Annotated in this window: 4 protein-coding genes and 1 pseudogene; 4 read left to right on the top strand and 1 reads right to left on the bottom strand. The window is 59.9% G+C overall.

Going from position 1 to position 16386, the window contains the following annotated elements:
• The first annotated feature begins 121 nt into the window (after window positions 1–121).
• Window positions 122–1065 (top strand): annotated as a pseudogene (locus LMTR21_RS39590) (IS630 family transposase).
• 427 nt (window positions 1066–1492) lie between these two features.
• On the opposite strand, the gene LMTR21_RS39595 reads toward LMTR21_RS39590, so the two are convergent.
• On the bottom strand, window positions 1493–2227 hold the full coding sequence (locus tag LMTR21_RS39595) for a DUF1353 domain-containing protein (protein ID WP_065754075.1): 735 nt from the start codon (window positions 2225–2227) through the stop codon (window positions 1493–1495).
• Between the two features lie 2146 nt (window positions 2228–4373).
• On the opposite strand from LMTR21_RS39595, the gene LMTR21_RS39605 reads away from it, so the two are divergent.
• The 3 genes from LMTR21_RS39605 to LMTR21_RS39615 all read left to right on the top strand — a co-directional run bounded on the left by LMTR21_RS39605 (window position 4374) and on the right by LMTR21_RS39615 (window position 16355).
• Window positions 4374–11726 (top strand): SpvB/TcaC N-terminal domain-containing protein, encoded by a 7353-nt coding sequence (locus LMTR21_RS39605; RefSeq protein WP_084030705.1) that lies wholly within the window; start codon window positions 4374–4376, stop codon window positions 11724–11726.
• 4 nt (window positions 11727–11730) lie between these two features.
• A complete protein-coding gene (locus LMTR21_RS42145) occupies window positions 11731–12018 on the top strand; it encodes a DUF7710 domain-containing protein (protein WP_065754077.1) in 288 nt (95 codons plus the stop codon).
• A 302-nt stretch (window positions 12019–12320) separates the two neighbouring features.
• Window positions 12321–16355: a Tc toxin subunit A-related protein gene (locus LMTR21_RS39615; RefSeq protein WP_065754078.1), complete on the top strand. Its 4035-nt coding sequence runs from the start codon at window positions 12321–12323 to the stop codon at window positions 16353–16355.
• Window positions 16356–16386 lie beyond the last annotated feature (31 nt).

Below are 16386 nucleotides of genomic sequence, written 5' to 3' on the forward strand. Positions count from 1 at the left end.
GCACACTCATCGAAACGCCTATGTTTAGCTAGAGCAGGTTTCGACCAGATTGAATCGTTGGGATTCCCAAATCAGGCTGGGTCTGATTCAAGCTGTCTGCCGGCGAAGGAGGCCGGTGGGCATGGCGACATCCATTTCGACCGATCTTCGTAAGCGCGTCGTTGCCCCTGTCGAAGGCGGTATGTCGCGTCGAGCGGCTGCAGCGCACTTTCGCGCGGGCGCGTCAAGCGCAATCCGCTGGGTAGCGCAGGCGTAAAAGACGGGCGAGGTAGCGGCGAAGCCGCAGGGTGGGGATCGACGTTCGCGGGCAATCGAAGCGCAGGCCGACCGCATTCTCGCGCTGATTGCCGCCAAGCCTGACAGCACACTGGAGGAGTTGAAGACGGCGCTGGCTGCCGATGGACATGCCTTCAGCATCTCCGCCTTGTCGCGCTTCTTCCAGCGCCGGAAGATCACGCTCAAAAAAAAAGACCGCGCACGCTGCTGAGCCGGAGCGGCCGGACGTTGTGAAAAGGCGGGAGGAATGGGTCGGCGGTCAACTCACCTGTAACCTGTAACGCCGACAAGCTCATCTTCATCGACGAGACATGGGCGTCGACCAGCGCGTACCCGCGGGCGCGCGCCTCGTGGCGAACGACTACGCGCTTCTATCCCGCACGGCCATTGGAAGACGACAACCTTTGTCGCCGGGCTGCGCCTTTCGGGCATGGTCGCGCCGATGGTTCTCCGATCAGCGGAACTGCGTTCCAGGCCTATGTCGATCACGTTCTCGTCCCGGAATTGCGACCAGGCGACGTTGTCGTCATTGACAATCTAGGCAGCCACAAAGGCGCCGGCATCCGCGCGGCGATCGAGGCTGCCGGTGCAAAGCTCCTCTATCTTCCGCCCTACGGTCCCGACTTCAATCCGATCGAGAACGCCTTTTCAAAGCTGAAAGCGCTGCTGCGTACGGCCGCCGAACGTACCGTCGAAGGCCTGTGGGCTGCCATCGGACGTTGCCTCGACCGTTTCACCCCTCACGAATGCGCTAACCACTTCGCAGCCGCAGGATACGGGCCAACCTGATCGGAAACCGCTCTAGCTGTCTGTACCGGAAACGACAGCATTCCCTATGCGCGGCAGGCAATGGAACGTGATGAGAATCACCTTGCTTATTGTACAGCGAGTGGTACGATAATTTCTATTTTGAGGAGTACTTGAGATGAAGCGACTAGTTGCGTTGCTCCTTTTCGTCGCCGCACTTGGATCGGTTGCGCCAGTTCTAGTGTACACAACGACTCCCGCAGTGGCGGGGTGCCCAAGGGGTTGTTGAACGTCACCACAGGCGATTTTTGAGATGACGCCACGACTACGCAGCGGAGCCTAAAATAGGCTTTTCCGACTGTTTGGTGCTAATCCGATACAAAGACAAATATTGGGCAGATCAAGCGCTCGCCGCTTATCGGTGGCACAGAGAAACGTACGTCGTAACCTGCTGAAGCCAATCTCTGTTCTACTGATTGGGCAGCTTACTACTGGGCCCTTCATACCTCACACTATCACCGTGGGTAAGGAAGAAGTCCGAGGGATTGCGACGCTTTGCGAGCTGCTCAACCTCTTCTGGGGCTTTGAGCGACCCAGCCTCAATGATTTTTTGCGCCGCCTGAATATCCTGTATCACTACGGGATCATCAAACCGGGGTGGACGATATGCTTGAAGTTCGCCGATTTGGTTTGGCCGAATGGATGCGTCCGGAATGACAGCTTGACCGGGCGGCCTGCTGCGTACGCAGTTGCTCATATTGGGACAGGACTGTCCTTCCATCAAGCTGATCCACATGTGAGATCCAACAGTCACGGCATAGTACATGACGAGAGCCTTTGCTTGCGACACTCCGCTCTCGATCAGGGCATCATAGAACATACGATGCGTAGTCGTTCGCGGCCTTACCGTTCTTTCGCAGTAATGATCATGAATGACAGCTGCCCGTATGAATTCGTTGTCCCATGCCCCTCCGATGATTAATTGCGCCCACGGCGGGATTGACGCGCCGTCCGTCTTGAGACCTGCCTTCGCCTGCCAGCCAACGCCCTTAGGATCGATGTAACCGAAATCATTTACCAACACGCACTGTCCTGCGCTTTTGCAGCCGCTGGGCTGAAACTCGAGCTTTCCGACAAACTCCGCTCGCGCTGACACTGCAGAGAAAAGAACCAACAAAATGGCAGCAACTAATGTTCGTCTCATTTGTCCGCCCCATAGCAGATTTACAATCTTGGCGAGTATAAGTGTATTTTCAGCTTATGAGAAAGGCTAAGTTGCACCAATCGGTCCGTCGTCAGCACAACTGGCACAATTCGGGAGATCACCGAAAACGTGTCGTACGGTATCCTACCGGTGCGTAGGTAGCGGCTCTGCTACGGTGCTTCTGATGGACGCGGCGCCGTTCGCAAATCGCATGCGATCTTGCTGACTTGCTAGGCGCCAGCCAGAGGTTCGCTGACCTGCCCTCCCCTCTTGCTCACTTATTTGCTCGTCAGCTCATTTCGCGTGCTGGCACTTGCTCGGGCTCGTGTGGCTCAGGTACCGGCGCTACCGCGAAGATGACCCGCGACTGGCGAACCATTGCATCAGGCCGGCAACGCCCGCGGCCTCCGCCAACCAGCATCACGAGCCATGACATGCCCGACGCCGAAGCAAGGAAGTTCGCACCCTCAGCCGGGAAGAACTCTATGCGCTCGTCTGGGCCACGCCGATGGCCCGTCTAGCGGCTCAGTACGGCCTGTCCGACAATTGCCTGGCCAAGATCTGCCGGCGCCTTGATGTCCCCTATCCGCCGCGGGGCTACTGGGCGCGCAAGGCGGCCGGCAAGTCGCCCAGACGGTGCTGCCGGCAATTCGCCCAGGGGTACGACCGCAACAAACGATCGCCCCGAGCCCGCCGTTTTCCCCGCTGCCCCATGCCGCCCGAGCTTGAGCAGGCCCTTGCCGACGCTCGTCGGCTAACCGCCGGGCTCAAGGTCCCAGGCAGGCTTGCTCACCCGCACCGGATCGTCTCCGGCTGGATAGAGGAACGCCGGCGCTCCCGCGAGCAGGCAAAACGCTGGTGCCGCCGGGACGAATACTTGCCGCCAGATTCTACGGCGAGAAACCAGGGTTTAGCAGCAAAATGTAGATGTCAGCCCTTATCGAGATTCCCGCCATACGGACTTGGAAGCAGCGACAAATGAAACGTGTGGTTCCAAACCTTCCAAAGCGATCGCCACGGAGGAAAGACTTGAAAGATACGATCTTAGTGTCGAAGAGCTCGGGATGTCGTGCCACAACCTCCATGTCAGCGGGATGGACATAGAGCGGAGGTTCAAGCTGACAAGCACTCCAGAACTTTGTTAGGCTATTTATCACTGCGAACTACCACCGAGGCAATGAAGATGCGGCTCGTCGTCGAGCGTCACCGCAACACTGGCGCCCAGAGGAGGGCTGTGGGCCTTCTAGCCAAGATGTTTTCAAGAACTCCTCCGCTCGGACGAGAACAGAACCGGGGCATAATCGGAGACGCTAGCTTACGAGCTAAAGGAAACGCGGCGTAAATAGTTTACTACAAATTTCGGGTGAGGTGCCGCCGCCGCCGGTACGACGTCTTCTAAGGGTTACTGCGGAACGCTAGCCCAACATTCAAAGTAGGCGGATTTACTCCCGATCGCGGACATTCCGATGAGCCTCGCGTTCGTGTGCGGGGAAGTAGGAGTCGATAAGCGAACGGAATGCATTCCGCTTCAGCCCAACAATTGACCTTGTGCCGGGCTGCCATCAGAACTCAACCTATGCAGGGTTGAGATCACTCCAGCTCTACTCAAGCATTTCTGAACGATTCTCCCTTCCGTGTAGGCTGGGGGAGCCCGGGGGTATCGCGGCGGTGAATCTAGAGGCGGCGTCAGCATTGCTGTTCCCTACCTTCACAGGGTTGAGCTCTTGATGACTGCCAAGTTGACACAGTACATTTGACTTCCGGTTCTCTAGCGGACCTTGGTGATAGTTCGTTAAGGGCCTGAGCCGACGTCATCCCCAACCCCGAAACGAGACTCGATGGCGAGAGGCCGCGTCGGCCGTTGTCGGCGATGCCCTCCAGATTTTTAGTCCGGTAAGATTCGAGCCGCGTCACGTCGGTGCCCTCGTTCCGTTCAACATCTCCGCGGTTAGTTGGCAAGGGCAAGACGTTTTGCGTTAGGAAGTGCGTTTCGACCCGGCGACGGATGGGCATTCCGGCCAATTATTTGTAGTGGCGCAGAGGCCGAACTGTAAGCTATCTCATAGACAGCCTCGCACGGTTGGCTTTATCCTAAGTTGCGCCTAACCCAGTCACCTAGGGCAGATCGTTCCTGAGGTGCGCGCCCATGGCCAATAAGACCAATAACAGCACCCAAACTATCACGTTGCCACAAGGCGGCGGAGCGCTGCACGGTATCGGCGAGACCTTCGCGCCTGACCTCCACACCGGGACTGGAAACTTCACAGTTCCGATTGCGCTGCCCCCAGGGCGGAACAGTTTCCAGCCACAACTAAATCTCATCTACAGCACCGGCAACGGGAACGGCCCCTTCGGCTTGGGCTGGAGCTTGAGCGTGCCCGGGGTCACCCGCAAGACCTCCAGAGGGATCCCCCGTTATGTCGATGAGCGCGATACCTTCTTGCTGTCCGGCGCCGAGGATCTGGTGCCGGTCGCGAACGCGCCGGGAGCCACCAGCTACCGGCCGCGCACCGAAGGGCTCTTCGCTCGCATCGAACATCGCCGCGATACTGCCACTGACCACTGGGAGGTTCGCAGCAAGGATGGCCTTGTCAGCGTGTACGGGACACAACGCAGCATCCCGAACGATCCGGCCGTCGTCGCCAATCCGGAGTATCGAAGTCAAATCTTCAATTGGAAGCTCACCGAAACCCAAGACCCCTTCGGGAATGTCATCCGCTATGACTATGAGCGCGGCTTGGGTGACGCGCCCGACCATTTATGGGATCAGCTCTACCTCAGGCGGATTCGGTATGCAGATTACACTGATCCTCAATCTGGCGACGAAAAATTTCTGATCTCGGTGACATTCAATTATGAAGAGCGGCCCGACCCATTCTCGGAATACCGGCCGGGATTTGAAATTCGCACCACCCGACGCTGCACCCGCATCGAGGTCCGCACCCATGCCGACCGCGAGCGTCTGGTTCGCGTCTATCACCTGATCTATCTCGACCAAAGGAACGCGCCCATCGAGCGACTCCCCCTGAACGGCGCATCGCTCCTCAGTCAGGTGGTGGTCGAAGGACACGACGAGGAGGCTCAAGCACCTCGACCGAATTCAGAACCGCTTCCTCCTCTCGAATTCGGCTATACGACATTCGAGCCGACAAAGAGACGTTACCAACCGCTTTCGGGTCCGAGCGGAGCACGGCCAACCCGCTCACTCGGCTACCCGGAATACGAACTGGTCGATCTTTTCGGCAACGGCTTGCCCAACATTTTGGAGTTCAACGAGCAGGTGCGCTACTGGCGCAATCGGGGCGATGGCCGATTCGATCTCATGCGCACCATGGAGATGGCGCCGGCTGGGGTTCGCTTGAGTGAGCCGGGCGTCCAATTGCTCGACGCCAATGGCAACGGCCGAGCGGACTTGATGGTGAGCGACGGTCTGCGCAAAGGCTTTTTTCCGCTGACCTTCGACGGCCAATGGAACAAACAGGGGTTTGTGCGCTACCGCAGCGCGCCTTCGGTCGATCTCGACGCCCCGGACGTGCGCCTCATGGACCTCGACGGCGACGGCGTGACGGACGCGCTCCGAACCGGACCCCGATTCGAGTTCTGCTACAATGATCCGGAGGAAGGCTGGTCAAATATCGAAACGCGTGAGCGGATTGCGAGCGACGCCTTCCCCAACGTCACCTTCGAAGACCCCCGCGTAAAGCTCGGGGACATGACCGGCGATGGCCTTCAGGACATCGTCCTCATTCATAACGGGCGCCTCGAGTATTGGCCCTATCGGGGATACGGCCGCTGGGGCCACCGTGTCGTTATGCGCAACAGCCCCCGATTCGAAGATGCCGCCTTCTTCCCCGGCACAGGATTCGATCCGAAACGGCTGTTGATCGGCGACCTCGATGGCGACGGAGTGGCGGATCTCGTCTATATCTCGTCCGGCCACGTCATGGTCTGGATCAACCAGGACGGTAACGTCTGGAGCGATCCTATCGTCATTCACGGAACCCCACCGATCACCGACGCGACGAACGTGCGCCTCGCCGACATGCTCGGCACCGGCACCGACGGTATTCTGTGGACCTATGATTTCGGGGCATTTCCGGACAGCACCTACAAGTTCCTCGATCTGACGGGTGGGGTAAAACCCTACGTGCTCAATCATATGGACAATCACATGGGCGCAGTCACGAAAGTGTCTTATGCGCCATCGACCCGATACCACTTGCAGGATGACGCGCGACCAGAGACGCGCTGGCGGACGCCACTGCCGTTCCCGGTGGAGGTCGTCGCTCGCGTCGAGGTGATTGACAAGATCTCCCAAGGCAAGCTCACGACCGAGTACCGTTATCATCACGGTTACTGGGATGGGAAGGAACGGGAGTTTCGCGGTTTCGGCATCGTCGAGCAACTGGATACCGAGACCTTCGCCGATTATCATGCCTCAGGCGAGCATAGCTCGGAGACACACTTCGAGGCAGTGCCCGACAAGCATTTCTCTCCGCCCCTCCTCACCAAGACCTGGTTCCACCAAGGGCCAGTCGATCTGGAAACCGGCGATTGGGAGGAGATGGATTGGTCCGCGGACTATTGGTCCGGCGATCGACAAGCTCTCGCTCATACGAAAGTCGTCAATGCTTTTCTGCAAACCCTCCTCGATCCAAGCTATAAGCGCGACGCCTTGCGGACGTTGCGCGGGAGCGCGCTCCGAACCGAGCTCTACGCGCTCGATGGAGCGGACCGTGAAGATCGACCTTATACGGTGACCGAGTACGCCTATGGGCTGCGCGAAGAAGCGAAGCCCGAGGGTGAAGAAAAGCAACGCCAACGGATTTTCTTCCCGCACCCCTTGGCCCAGCGCACAACGCAATGGGAGCGCGGCGACCAGCCGATGACCCAGTTCGCCTTCAGCGACAACTATGACGAGTACGGTCTAGCCCAGCGGCAGGTAAGCCTGGCCGTGCCGCGCCATCGAAACTATCGGATCGCCACACCGGCCGGGACTCCCTATCTCGGCACAGTCGTCGAAACCAAATATGCCCAGCGCGACGATGCCGGGCGATATATCGTCGATCGCGTCTCAAGCAGCACAAGCTTCGAAATCTCGAACGACGGCAGCCAAAGTGTGTACGCCCTATACCGCGAGATTCAGATGGGCACTGCGCAACTCGAGCTGTTCGCACAGAGCTTCAACTATTATGACGGTGACCGGTTTGTAGGGCTACCGTTGGGCGAGCTCGGGGATTTCGGCGCGCTGGTGCGAACCGAATCGCTGGTCCTCACCGAGGAGATCCTGGAGGAGGCCCTTCGCGAGCCGGGCGATCCCGGCGCACCAGAGCTGCCCCCCTATCTGCGACCTCAAAGCGTGACGAGCTGGCCGGAGGAATATCCGCAGGAATTCCGTGGCCAGATGCCCCCGCTGGCTGGATACGTCTTCGCCGACGGCTCCGACCACCGGACGCGCGGCTACTTCGTGCAGGCCTCGCGGGTCGCCTTCGATTTTCATCGTCGCGACTTGCCGCACCTTCCGGACTTGCCACAACGCGGTCTCCCGATAACGGTACGTGACCCGCTCGGCCACGATACTACGATAGCCTATGACGATACTTACCATCTGCTTCCCGTGCAGGTGACGGATGCCGTGGGGCTCACGGTCAGCGCAGGCTACGATTTTCGTGTCCTGCAACCTCGCATCGTCACGGATGCCAACGGCAATCGCAGCGTCGTCACTTTCAGTGCCGTGGGATTCGTCACCTCTACCGCCATAATGGGGAAGGAAGGTGAGCCAGTTGGCGACACGCTCGAGGCGCCCGGCAGCTGCATGGATTACGACTTCTTCGCCTACGAGCATACGCGCGACGACCCACAACCGCAGCCCGTCTTCGTCAAAAGCGTTGTCCGCGAACATCATGTCACCGAGACTGACGTGCCGCCAGCGGAGCGCGACAACACAATCACAACGATCCAATTTTCCGACGGGTTCGGGCGATTGTTGCAGACCCGAACTCAAGCCGAAGACGTATTGTTCGGCGATCCAATTTTCGGCAGCGGTGTCCTATCACCCGATCAGTCCATCGCTGCCGTCGGCCGTGCGCGAGGAGAAAAGCCGAACGTGATCGTCAGTGGTTGGCAGGTCTACGACAACAAGGGCCGCGTGGTCGAAAAGTACGAGCCTTTCTTCTGGGAGGGATTCAACTACTCGCCGCCCGGCGATGGCCAGATGGGCCAAAAGGCCACGATGTTCTACGACTCACGCGGTCGCGTGATCCGCACGCTCAATCCGGACGGCTCAGAGCAACGGGTGATCTACGGGGTCCCGCGAAACCTCGCCAACCCGGACCAGTTCGCGTCCACGCCTTGGGAAATCTTCACCTATGATGCGAACGATCTCGCACCACTCAGCACGGGCCCTGATGGCACATCGCTCATTAATGCCTCGCCCGCCAGCCATCATTTCACGCCCTCGAGCATCGTGATCGATGCCCTGGGGCGCAAGGTGCTGGCAGTCGCGCGCAACCGCGATGCGCCGGAAAATCCGGGCGACCCCTTGCCGCCGATCCACGAGCTTCCCACGCGAAGCACCTACGACATCCGCGGCAATGTGCTCTTGGTCACGGACGCGCTGGGTCGCGATGCGTTTCGCTATGCTTATGATCTCGCCGACCGGCCTTGGCGGAACGACAGCATCGATGCCGGGCTGCGCCGGATGGTGCTGAACGCGCTGGGCAACGAAACCGAAAGGCGCGACAGCAAGGGCTCGCTCGTCCTCCAGACCTACGACCGCCTCCAGCGGCCCGCCCGCCTTTGGGCGCGCGACGATGCCAATGGCCCGGTCACTCTGCGGCAGCGGTTGGAATACGGCGACGAGGGAGTTCCGGACCAGGCGGGGCCGGATCGTGACGCCATGCGCGTCAGGAATCTCCTGGGCCAACTTCTTCGGCATCACGATGAGGCAGGGCTCACCGAGGTGGCGGAGGTCGATTTCAAAAGCAATGTGCTCGACAAATCTCGCCGCGTGATCGCCGACGCGCCTATTCTCGCGGTCTTCGCCCAAGCACCAGCCAATGCCTGGAATGTCACGCCCTTCCGCGTCGATTGGGAGCCTCGCCCCGGCCAGGCGCTTGCCGACCGGGAAGGCGACCTTCTGGAGGCCGGCGCCTATCGAACCACCGTGAGCGTCGATGCCCTGAACCGCATCAAGCAGCTCCAATTCCCGCAGGACGTTGAGGGCAAGCGGCGGGAATTGCGTCCGATTTACAATAATGCGGGCGGGCTCGAAAAAGTCTTCCTAGACGAAACACTCTATGTCGAGCGCATCGCCTATGACGCCAAGGGGCAGCGTGCTCTCGTCGCCTATGGCAATGGCGTGATGACCCGCCATGCCTATGATCCGCGCACGCTCCGGCTGAAGCGCCTACGCAGCGAGCGCTATACGAAGCCGGACGAGCTCACATACGATCCGGCCGGCGAGCTCCTGCAGGACTATGGCTATGATTATGATTTAGCCGGCAATATCATTGGCATTCGCGACCGGACGCCGGGAAGCGGCTTTTTGAATAATCCGCAAGCCGCAGCGGAAAGCGACCCGGAGCTCGCGCAATTGCTGGCAAGCGGCGATGCGCTCGAACGTCGCTTCACCTACGATGCGATCTATCAGCTGCTCTCCGCGACGGGGCGTGAATGCGACCGCCCGCCGGAGGGCGAGCCGTGGCAGGATCATCCGCGCTGCAGCGACCTCACCAAGGCCCGCGCCTATTCGGAGACCTATCGCTACGACGACGTTGGCAACATCCTGCACATCGCGCACGGCAAAGGCACGGAACGATTTACCCGCAATTTTACGGTGGAGAGCCACAACAACCGATTGCGCCATGTGGAGATCGGCGCCGATCGCTATGAGTATTCCTTTGATGCTAACGGCAATATGCGGTCCGAGACGACATCACGCCATTTCGAACGGGACTATTCCGACCAGATGAAGGCGTTCCGCATCCAGACGGCAGGCGCGGAGCCCTCGGTCCATGCGCATTATCTGTACGATGCCGCGGGGCACCGGGTGAAGAAGCTGGTGCGCAGGCAGGGTGGCCAGCTCGAGGTCACGCATTTCATCGACGGTGCCTTCGAGCATCATCGCTGGGCCAGCGTGGCGCAGCTCGACGCCAACAATCATGTGCATGTGACGGACGACGCGCAGCGGGTGGCCCTCGTGCGACTCGGGAGCGCACATCCGGATGATCGGGGTCCTGCGGTGCAGTTTCACTTGGGCGATCACCTCGGTAGCACCAATGTGGTGGTCGATGCGAATGGCCAAATAACCAATCGCGAGGAATTCACGCCACTCGGGGAGACAAGCTTCGGCAGTTTTGCAAGGAAACGGTTCCGCTTCACGGGGATGGAGCGGGACGAGGAAAGTCGGCTGAGCTATCATGGTGCAAGATATTATGCCCCATGGCTGGGAAGATGGATGAGCGTCGATCCTTTAGGGCGCGTTGATGGGATCAATCTATATAACTATGCAAGAAACAACCCGCTAAACTACTATGATCTTGAAGGAACGCAGTCAGAAGAACCCCGTTACTATGCTCACGCTAGCAGTGGCTCGCAAGATGCTTATGCTTGGTCCTACTCTTCAGGAGGGACCGCAACACAGATTGTCGATAGCTTTGATGCGTCGATGGTGACCTATTATTACAAGGGGGGTAGTACACCCGCGTTTATAGAGGATCCTGAGACCGGCGAGTGGCTATCAAACCAAACAATCCAAGTGCAAGGTAAGGCACCGACAAAACCTTGGTATGAGCAATATGCGCAGGGAGTCTATAATACAGGGACTGGGATTATCAACACGGGAATTGATACTGGGGCAAAAGTGGTCGATCTATTCACTTGGCACATGGCGGTCAAAAGCCACGACCTGTTGGGCACCGAATGGGAGGGGACGTGTTTTAGCTCGACGTGCAAGGCGTACAGAGCTGGGGTGCCTCAGTCCGAATTGGTCTACGACGCCACAATAGGCCTTGTCGAAAAACCTGTCCGCACGGGGATTAGAGCGATTGAAGGTGATTGGGTAGCTATTGGGGAAGTTACCTCTGGGGCCCTCGTCGGCGAATATGTATTGCGGAAAAAACCAGCCGCAAACCCGGGCTTTTCTGCAATCGACACCCTTGCAGGCGAAGCGGAAATGTCTGCAGCATGGGGAAAAGGCCCACCAAAGCGAACCAAGCAGTACGGCGCGTTCACTGAGCCCGACCTAGCTCCTGGAATAATTGTAGAATCAGGGGGCGTCCAAATTCGGCATTATTATAGAGAGGGAGACCATGGGCCTGCGCATCTTCATGTTTATGGAGAAGGCCCGTCGACGGTAATCGGCCAAAAGGGAAAAGCCATTAGACACCATCCAGATCCCTCAGCAGCTCAGCGATCCGTGATTGAAGCAAACAAGGCGGCTATCAGAAAAGCTGTCGATCAAATTCAGCGGTGGTTTAGATTCGAGAACAGGTACTGAAGTAATGCAAAACTACCAACCATTTGTATGGGTGTTTGTCGGCGCTGGGGGTAAATTTCCGAGTGGCGTGTTTCAACTTCGCGCGACCGCCGAAGATTGGATTAGGAAACACAGACTGAGTGGGAGCTTGACGCTTTATCCCGTGGACACTGGTACTTTTGATTGGGCTGTTGAACATGGCTACTTCAAACCAAAAAATCAGACGCAGCAGAATGCCGAATTCATTGCGCGGTTCTCTATCGCAAGCCAGGAGCACTACCACTACGAGGATGGGGTGTGCGACTCGCGGTAGCGCCGAAATCGAATGGCAATCCCTTGGGGGCAGGAGCTATTTGAATGCTGAGGAAGGACACTGCTGTACCCCCGACGCTGCGAAACAGTAAGTTACAAGCTGCGCAGTCATCTCTAAGCCCATGGGTGGTGATCTGGTGGACGCCGGGGACGCCATCGCCAGGCGAAGGCGGTATGGTCTGCGGTTGGCGAAGCCGCAGCCACAATGGACGCTGGAGGCCAGCCTGTGGAACTTCGCGTGTTGCGAGCCATCTTCGAAACCCCGCTCGGTGCAGGCGACCACATCGGATAGGGAGCATACCAATGCCAAAGCTCCACAACGAGAATTTCTACTTTTATCAGAACGACCTCCTGAAGGACGATGACTTCGGCCTGCAGCCGAAGCGTATCGAGCGGGAGCCGAACCAGCCAGGAGGCCCCTCGGTCTGGTCGGGCGGAGGGGCAACGCGCAGGGGCGGCTTTCGAGCCAGAGACATTGTGGAAATAGAAGATGTGCCCCTGCGTCCCGATATCGTCATCTGGGATCCGCCACCCACCAACTTTCCCCCGAACACTCCTTTGCCCGAGGGCGCACAGCGCTGGCTGGACGCCGTGCGCCGCTGGCAAGAAGGCATCTACGAGCTGCAGCGCCGCCGGCAGAAGAGCGCGGCCTTCGCATTCGACCAATGTCAGCAGCACGCCATTGCCTATTTCGGCATCGTGCGAAACATTCCGGCCGTGGGTGCGGACATTCGTTCGCGAGTGTCCAACGTTCTGTCGAAAATTGCCTCGGACCTAGATCCTAACCCTCAACCGCCTGAGACCGCGTCTGGACAGGGTCCTCGCACCCTACGCAGGATGCTCGAGAGTCGACGTCGGGCGTCTACCCGGGACTTACTCCATTTTTTTGATTGGTCTGCGCCGGTCACGGCCGCAGCGAATGTCAAGGAGCGGCCGATTGGCACACCTCCAAGCCGACTCAATGCGAACGCGATCGAGGTTCTCCAACACCTCGCCGCCGCCGGGATCGACGCCAAGCTTCAAGAGCACTTCTACCTCGTTCATCAGAAGCTCGACTACTTCATGATAGTCCTGATGTCCGTTTTCGTTCCGCTCGCGCGAGCCGAGCTGGAACGGGACCGTCAGCGCTACGAGGCTGCCATCGATGAACTCGATTGGGTGCTCGCCAATGCCGCTTCGAACGCCGCCCCTCACCAGTTCATCGTGAACGAGCCCATCGAGCTGCGGTTTATCCGTCTGCTGCTGGCGGAGTGCCTGATCGGGCAAGGCGATTCCGAGTACAAGGCGGAAACGCCAATCTCCCCCCTGCCTCCTGCACCCCCACCACCGGCGAGGCTCGTGCGCCACGATTGGATGAAGGCCAGGACGAGCTACGACCGCGCCACCGCCACGCTGGGAGCACTCGGCACCTATGGCGCGCAAGTCACGCAAGCCGTCGCGAAGCTCGACGCCGCCGTTGCTGCTCCCGACCCAGATTTGGCCAAGCTCGGACGGGAGATTTTGATCGACTCCATCAAGCCGGTGCTGAAGCCGGGCGAGGAGCGGCCCGCGGGCCAGGAGCGGATGGTGGCGGTGAGGAACACCGCGGCAACGGCCCCACTCCTGGAGATCGGCGAGGCGACATCGACGGACACGAACCCGAGGGTCTTCGCCTTGCTGCTGCAGGCCAATGCTCGTCTCGTGCAGCTCCAGGCCGACTTCAACTGGCTCGGCTATACCGACGACTATGTGCCGCCGTGGCGCTTCCACTTCCTGCTCGAGCGCGGCCGGTATTTCGCCGAGCACGCCAAGCAGGCCCAGCGCGACTATCTCAATTTCCTCTCGACTGCCGAGCGCGAGGAGCTGCAGGAAAAACAGGCCGAGCAGGCAGTGGCGCTGGAAAGCGCCAACTTCGCCATCGAGGACGCGCGGGTCGGTCAAGCGGACGCTGAGGTTGAAGCTGCGAAGGCGAGCAAAGCTCTTCAAGAAAAGGTCAAGGAGCATGCCGACCTGCGGCTCACAGATTACAAAACGTTCGATGAGAATGCAGACTTCAGAATGGAGAAATGGTCGGGAGGCCCGAATACGGAAAGTCAGCTTTCTGGCACTCTGGGGGGCGCGGCTACCGGAGCCGGGATTGGTGCTGCAGTCGGCAGCATTATCCCGGGCCCGGGCACAGCCGCTGGCGGAGCAGTCGGGGCATTTGTTGGTGCCGCGGTGGGATTCTTGTCATCCCGCTCGGAAGACCAGTTCCGGCGAGCACAAGTTTTTATCGAATCGCAGCAGCGAGAACTGGAAAAAAGCAATTTGGATCGTGCCAACATTGAGGCCCAAAAAGCGCTGGACGTCGTTAACGCGCAATTGAATGTTGCCAACGCCGCCTTCACCGTCGCCACCCTCCAGCGCCAGACCGCCCTCCTCCGCCACGAGTTCGCGGTCGAGACCGCCGCCTACCTCGCCAACCGCGTGCTCAACGCCGAGCAATGGTTCCGGCTCGCCAATTCCATCCGCTCCATCGCCGACACCTATCTGCGCTATGCCGTCGAGATCGCGTTTTTGGCCGAGCAGGCCTATGAATTCGAGGCCGACAAGCAGCTGAACGTGATCCGCTTCGATTACGACCTCTCCGAACTCGGCGATTTTCTTGCGGGCGACTTCCTCTTGCGTGACCTCGATACGCTCGAGCACGACCTCGTCGTCACCCAACGCGAGCGCGAGCAGCACGTGCGCTATGTGCTGTCGATGGCACGCGAGTTTCCCGAAGCGCTGCAGGAGCTCCGCGACACCGGCCGCGTGACCTTCAGCATGGTGCTCGAGCAAATCGAGCAGCGGTTCCACGGCCTCATTCTCGCCCGTCTCGGCGCGGTGGACGTGGTTCCTCTCGCGCTTTTGGACCAGACGAGGTTCAGCCTGCGCCTCACGCACCAGGGCTTCAGCCGCATGCGCCGCCGGCCCGCGCCCGGCGCCGATCCGGTGGAGCCCTGGCCGGCCGAGCCACGGCTCCACGGCCCCGAGACGGCGATCTACTCGGGCCTCTCCCGACAGGACGCGGCCAGCATCTTTCCCGTGACGACGAGCAACCAGCGCAACGGGTTCGAAGGTCGCGGCGCCGCCGGAGCCTGGGAGATCGACATGTCGATGGAGGAGAACCAAGTCGTTCCCGGCTCGCTCGCCGACATGTTGATCACCTTCAACCTCGCCGGCTTCTTCGATGCCGAGGTGCGCACCGAGCCGGTGACGCCGGGCCCCGACGTGGCCACGAGCTACATCTCCGCCCGCGAGGTGTTCCCCGACAATTTCTTCGACTTCAACCGCACCGGAAAGATGGTTTGGCCGCTGACCGCCGACCTTTTGACCCTGAGCAGGACGCCCGGCAAGGTCCGCAATGTCGGTATCCTCGTCGTGCCCGCGCGAAGCCGCAAGGAATACAGGCGCTATACGTCAACCGGCCTCGTGGAATTCACGGTGAGTGACAACGGCACGCCGATCATCGATCCGGACACCTTGCCGCCGTCGTTCCGGTTTCAGTATCCGGATCCCGCAAACCCCCTGCGGATCGGCGCCGCGCTGATCGCCCAAGCCGGTGCGACCGCGACCTGGGATCCCGGCGACGGCACACCGATCCTGGAAGGAAGCTCTTTCGAGCATGAATATGCGAGGCCCGGCGTCTATGAGGTGACGCTGCGCATCGTGCGCGGTGAGCGGCTGCACGAATACCTGTGCGAAATCGCGGTGACGCGTGGCGTCCTGCTCGAGCTCCCGCTGGTCGCGCTGCCCACGCTAGCTAGCGAGCCACAATCACCGACAGGCAAGCGCACGATTCGTGCCCGGGCAACGTTCCCAAGCGAGGTAGGCCGACATGGCCAGACCGCGACGACATGGCATGTCGTCGAGGCACCCTCGGCGCGCCGCGTGCCGGACGAGGGCAGCGCTTCGGACCCAAACGAGGCCATTTTCGATCTGCCGCTCAAGGTCGTGCAGAGCAATCGGCCGCTGCATCTCGCCTTTCGGGCCGTGCGAAGCCAGGACGTCCTGTTCTATTCACGACAGCGCTACCGGCGGGGCCCAGACCAGGCGCTGCATATGGCAGCACTCAACATCGCCACCAACCGTCGTTACGACGGTGCGGGCACGCCACCCCCTCCCAATTCGGCCGCCAAGCATTTCTTCGGCGATCCGCCCACCGCGGTGTTCGGTCCTGTCGACACTTGGGCTTTCGAGTTCCCGCGGCCGGAGAACGGCCAACAGGCGCCGGGTCCTTTCACGGCGCCCGAGAGCAAGCCGGAAAGCTTGGTTTTCGATGGCGCAGAGATTGAGGATCTCGTCCTCACTCTGGAGTACGAGACCACGCCGGCCTGATCCTCCCACGAAGCTTCGCGCGGACATGGAG

The sequence above is a fragment of the Bradyrhizobium paxllaeri genome (assembly GCF_001693515.2).
Taxonomy (GTDB): Bacteria; Pseudomonadota; Alphaproteobacteria; order Rhizobiales; family Xanthobacteraceae; genus Bradyrhizobium; species Bradyrhizobium paxllaeri.

What these genes read in the sequence shown, in the direction of transcription:
- LMTR21_RS39595 (WP_065754075.1), bottom strand. Translation starts at nt 2,227, where the DNA reads ATGAGACGAACATTAGTTGCTGCCATTTTGTTGGTTCTTTTCTCTGCA.
- LMTR21_RS39605 (WP_084030705.1), top strand. Translation starts at nt 4,374, where the DNA reads ATGGCCAATAAGACCAATAACAGCACCCAAACTATCACGTTGCCACAA.
- LMTR21_RS42145 (WP_065754077.1), top strand. Translation starts at nt 11,731, where the DNA reads ATGCAAAACTACCAACCATTTGTATGGGTGTTTGTCGGCGCTGGGGGT.
- LMTR21_RS39615 (WP_065754078.1), top strand. Translation starts at nt 12,321, where the DNA reads ATGCCAAAGCTCCACAACGAGAATTTCTACTTTTATCAGAACGACCTC.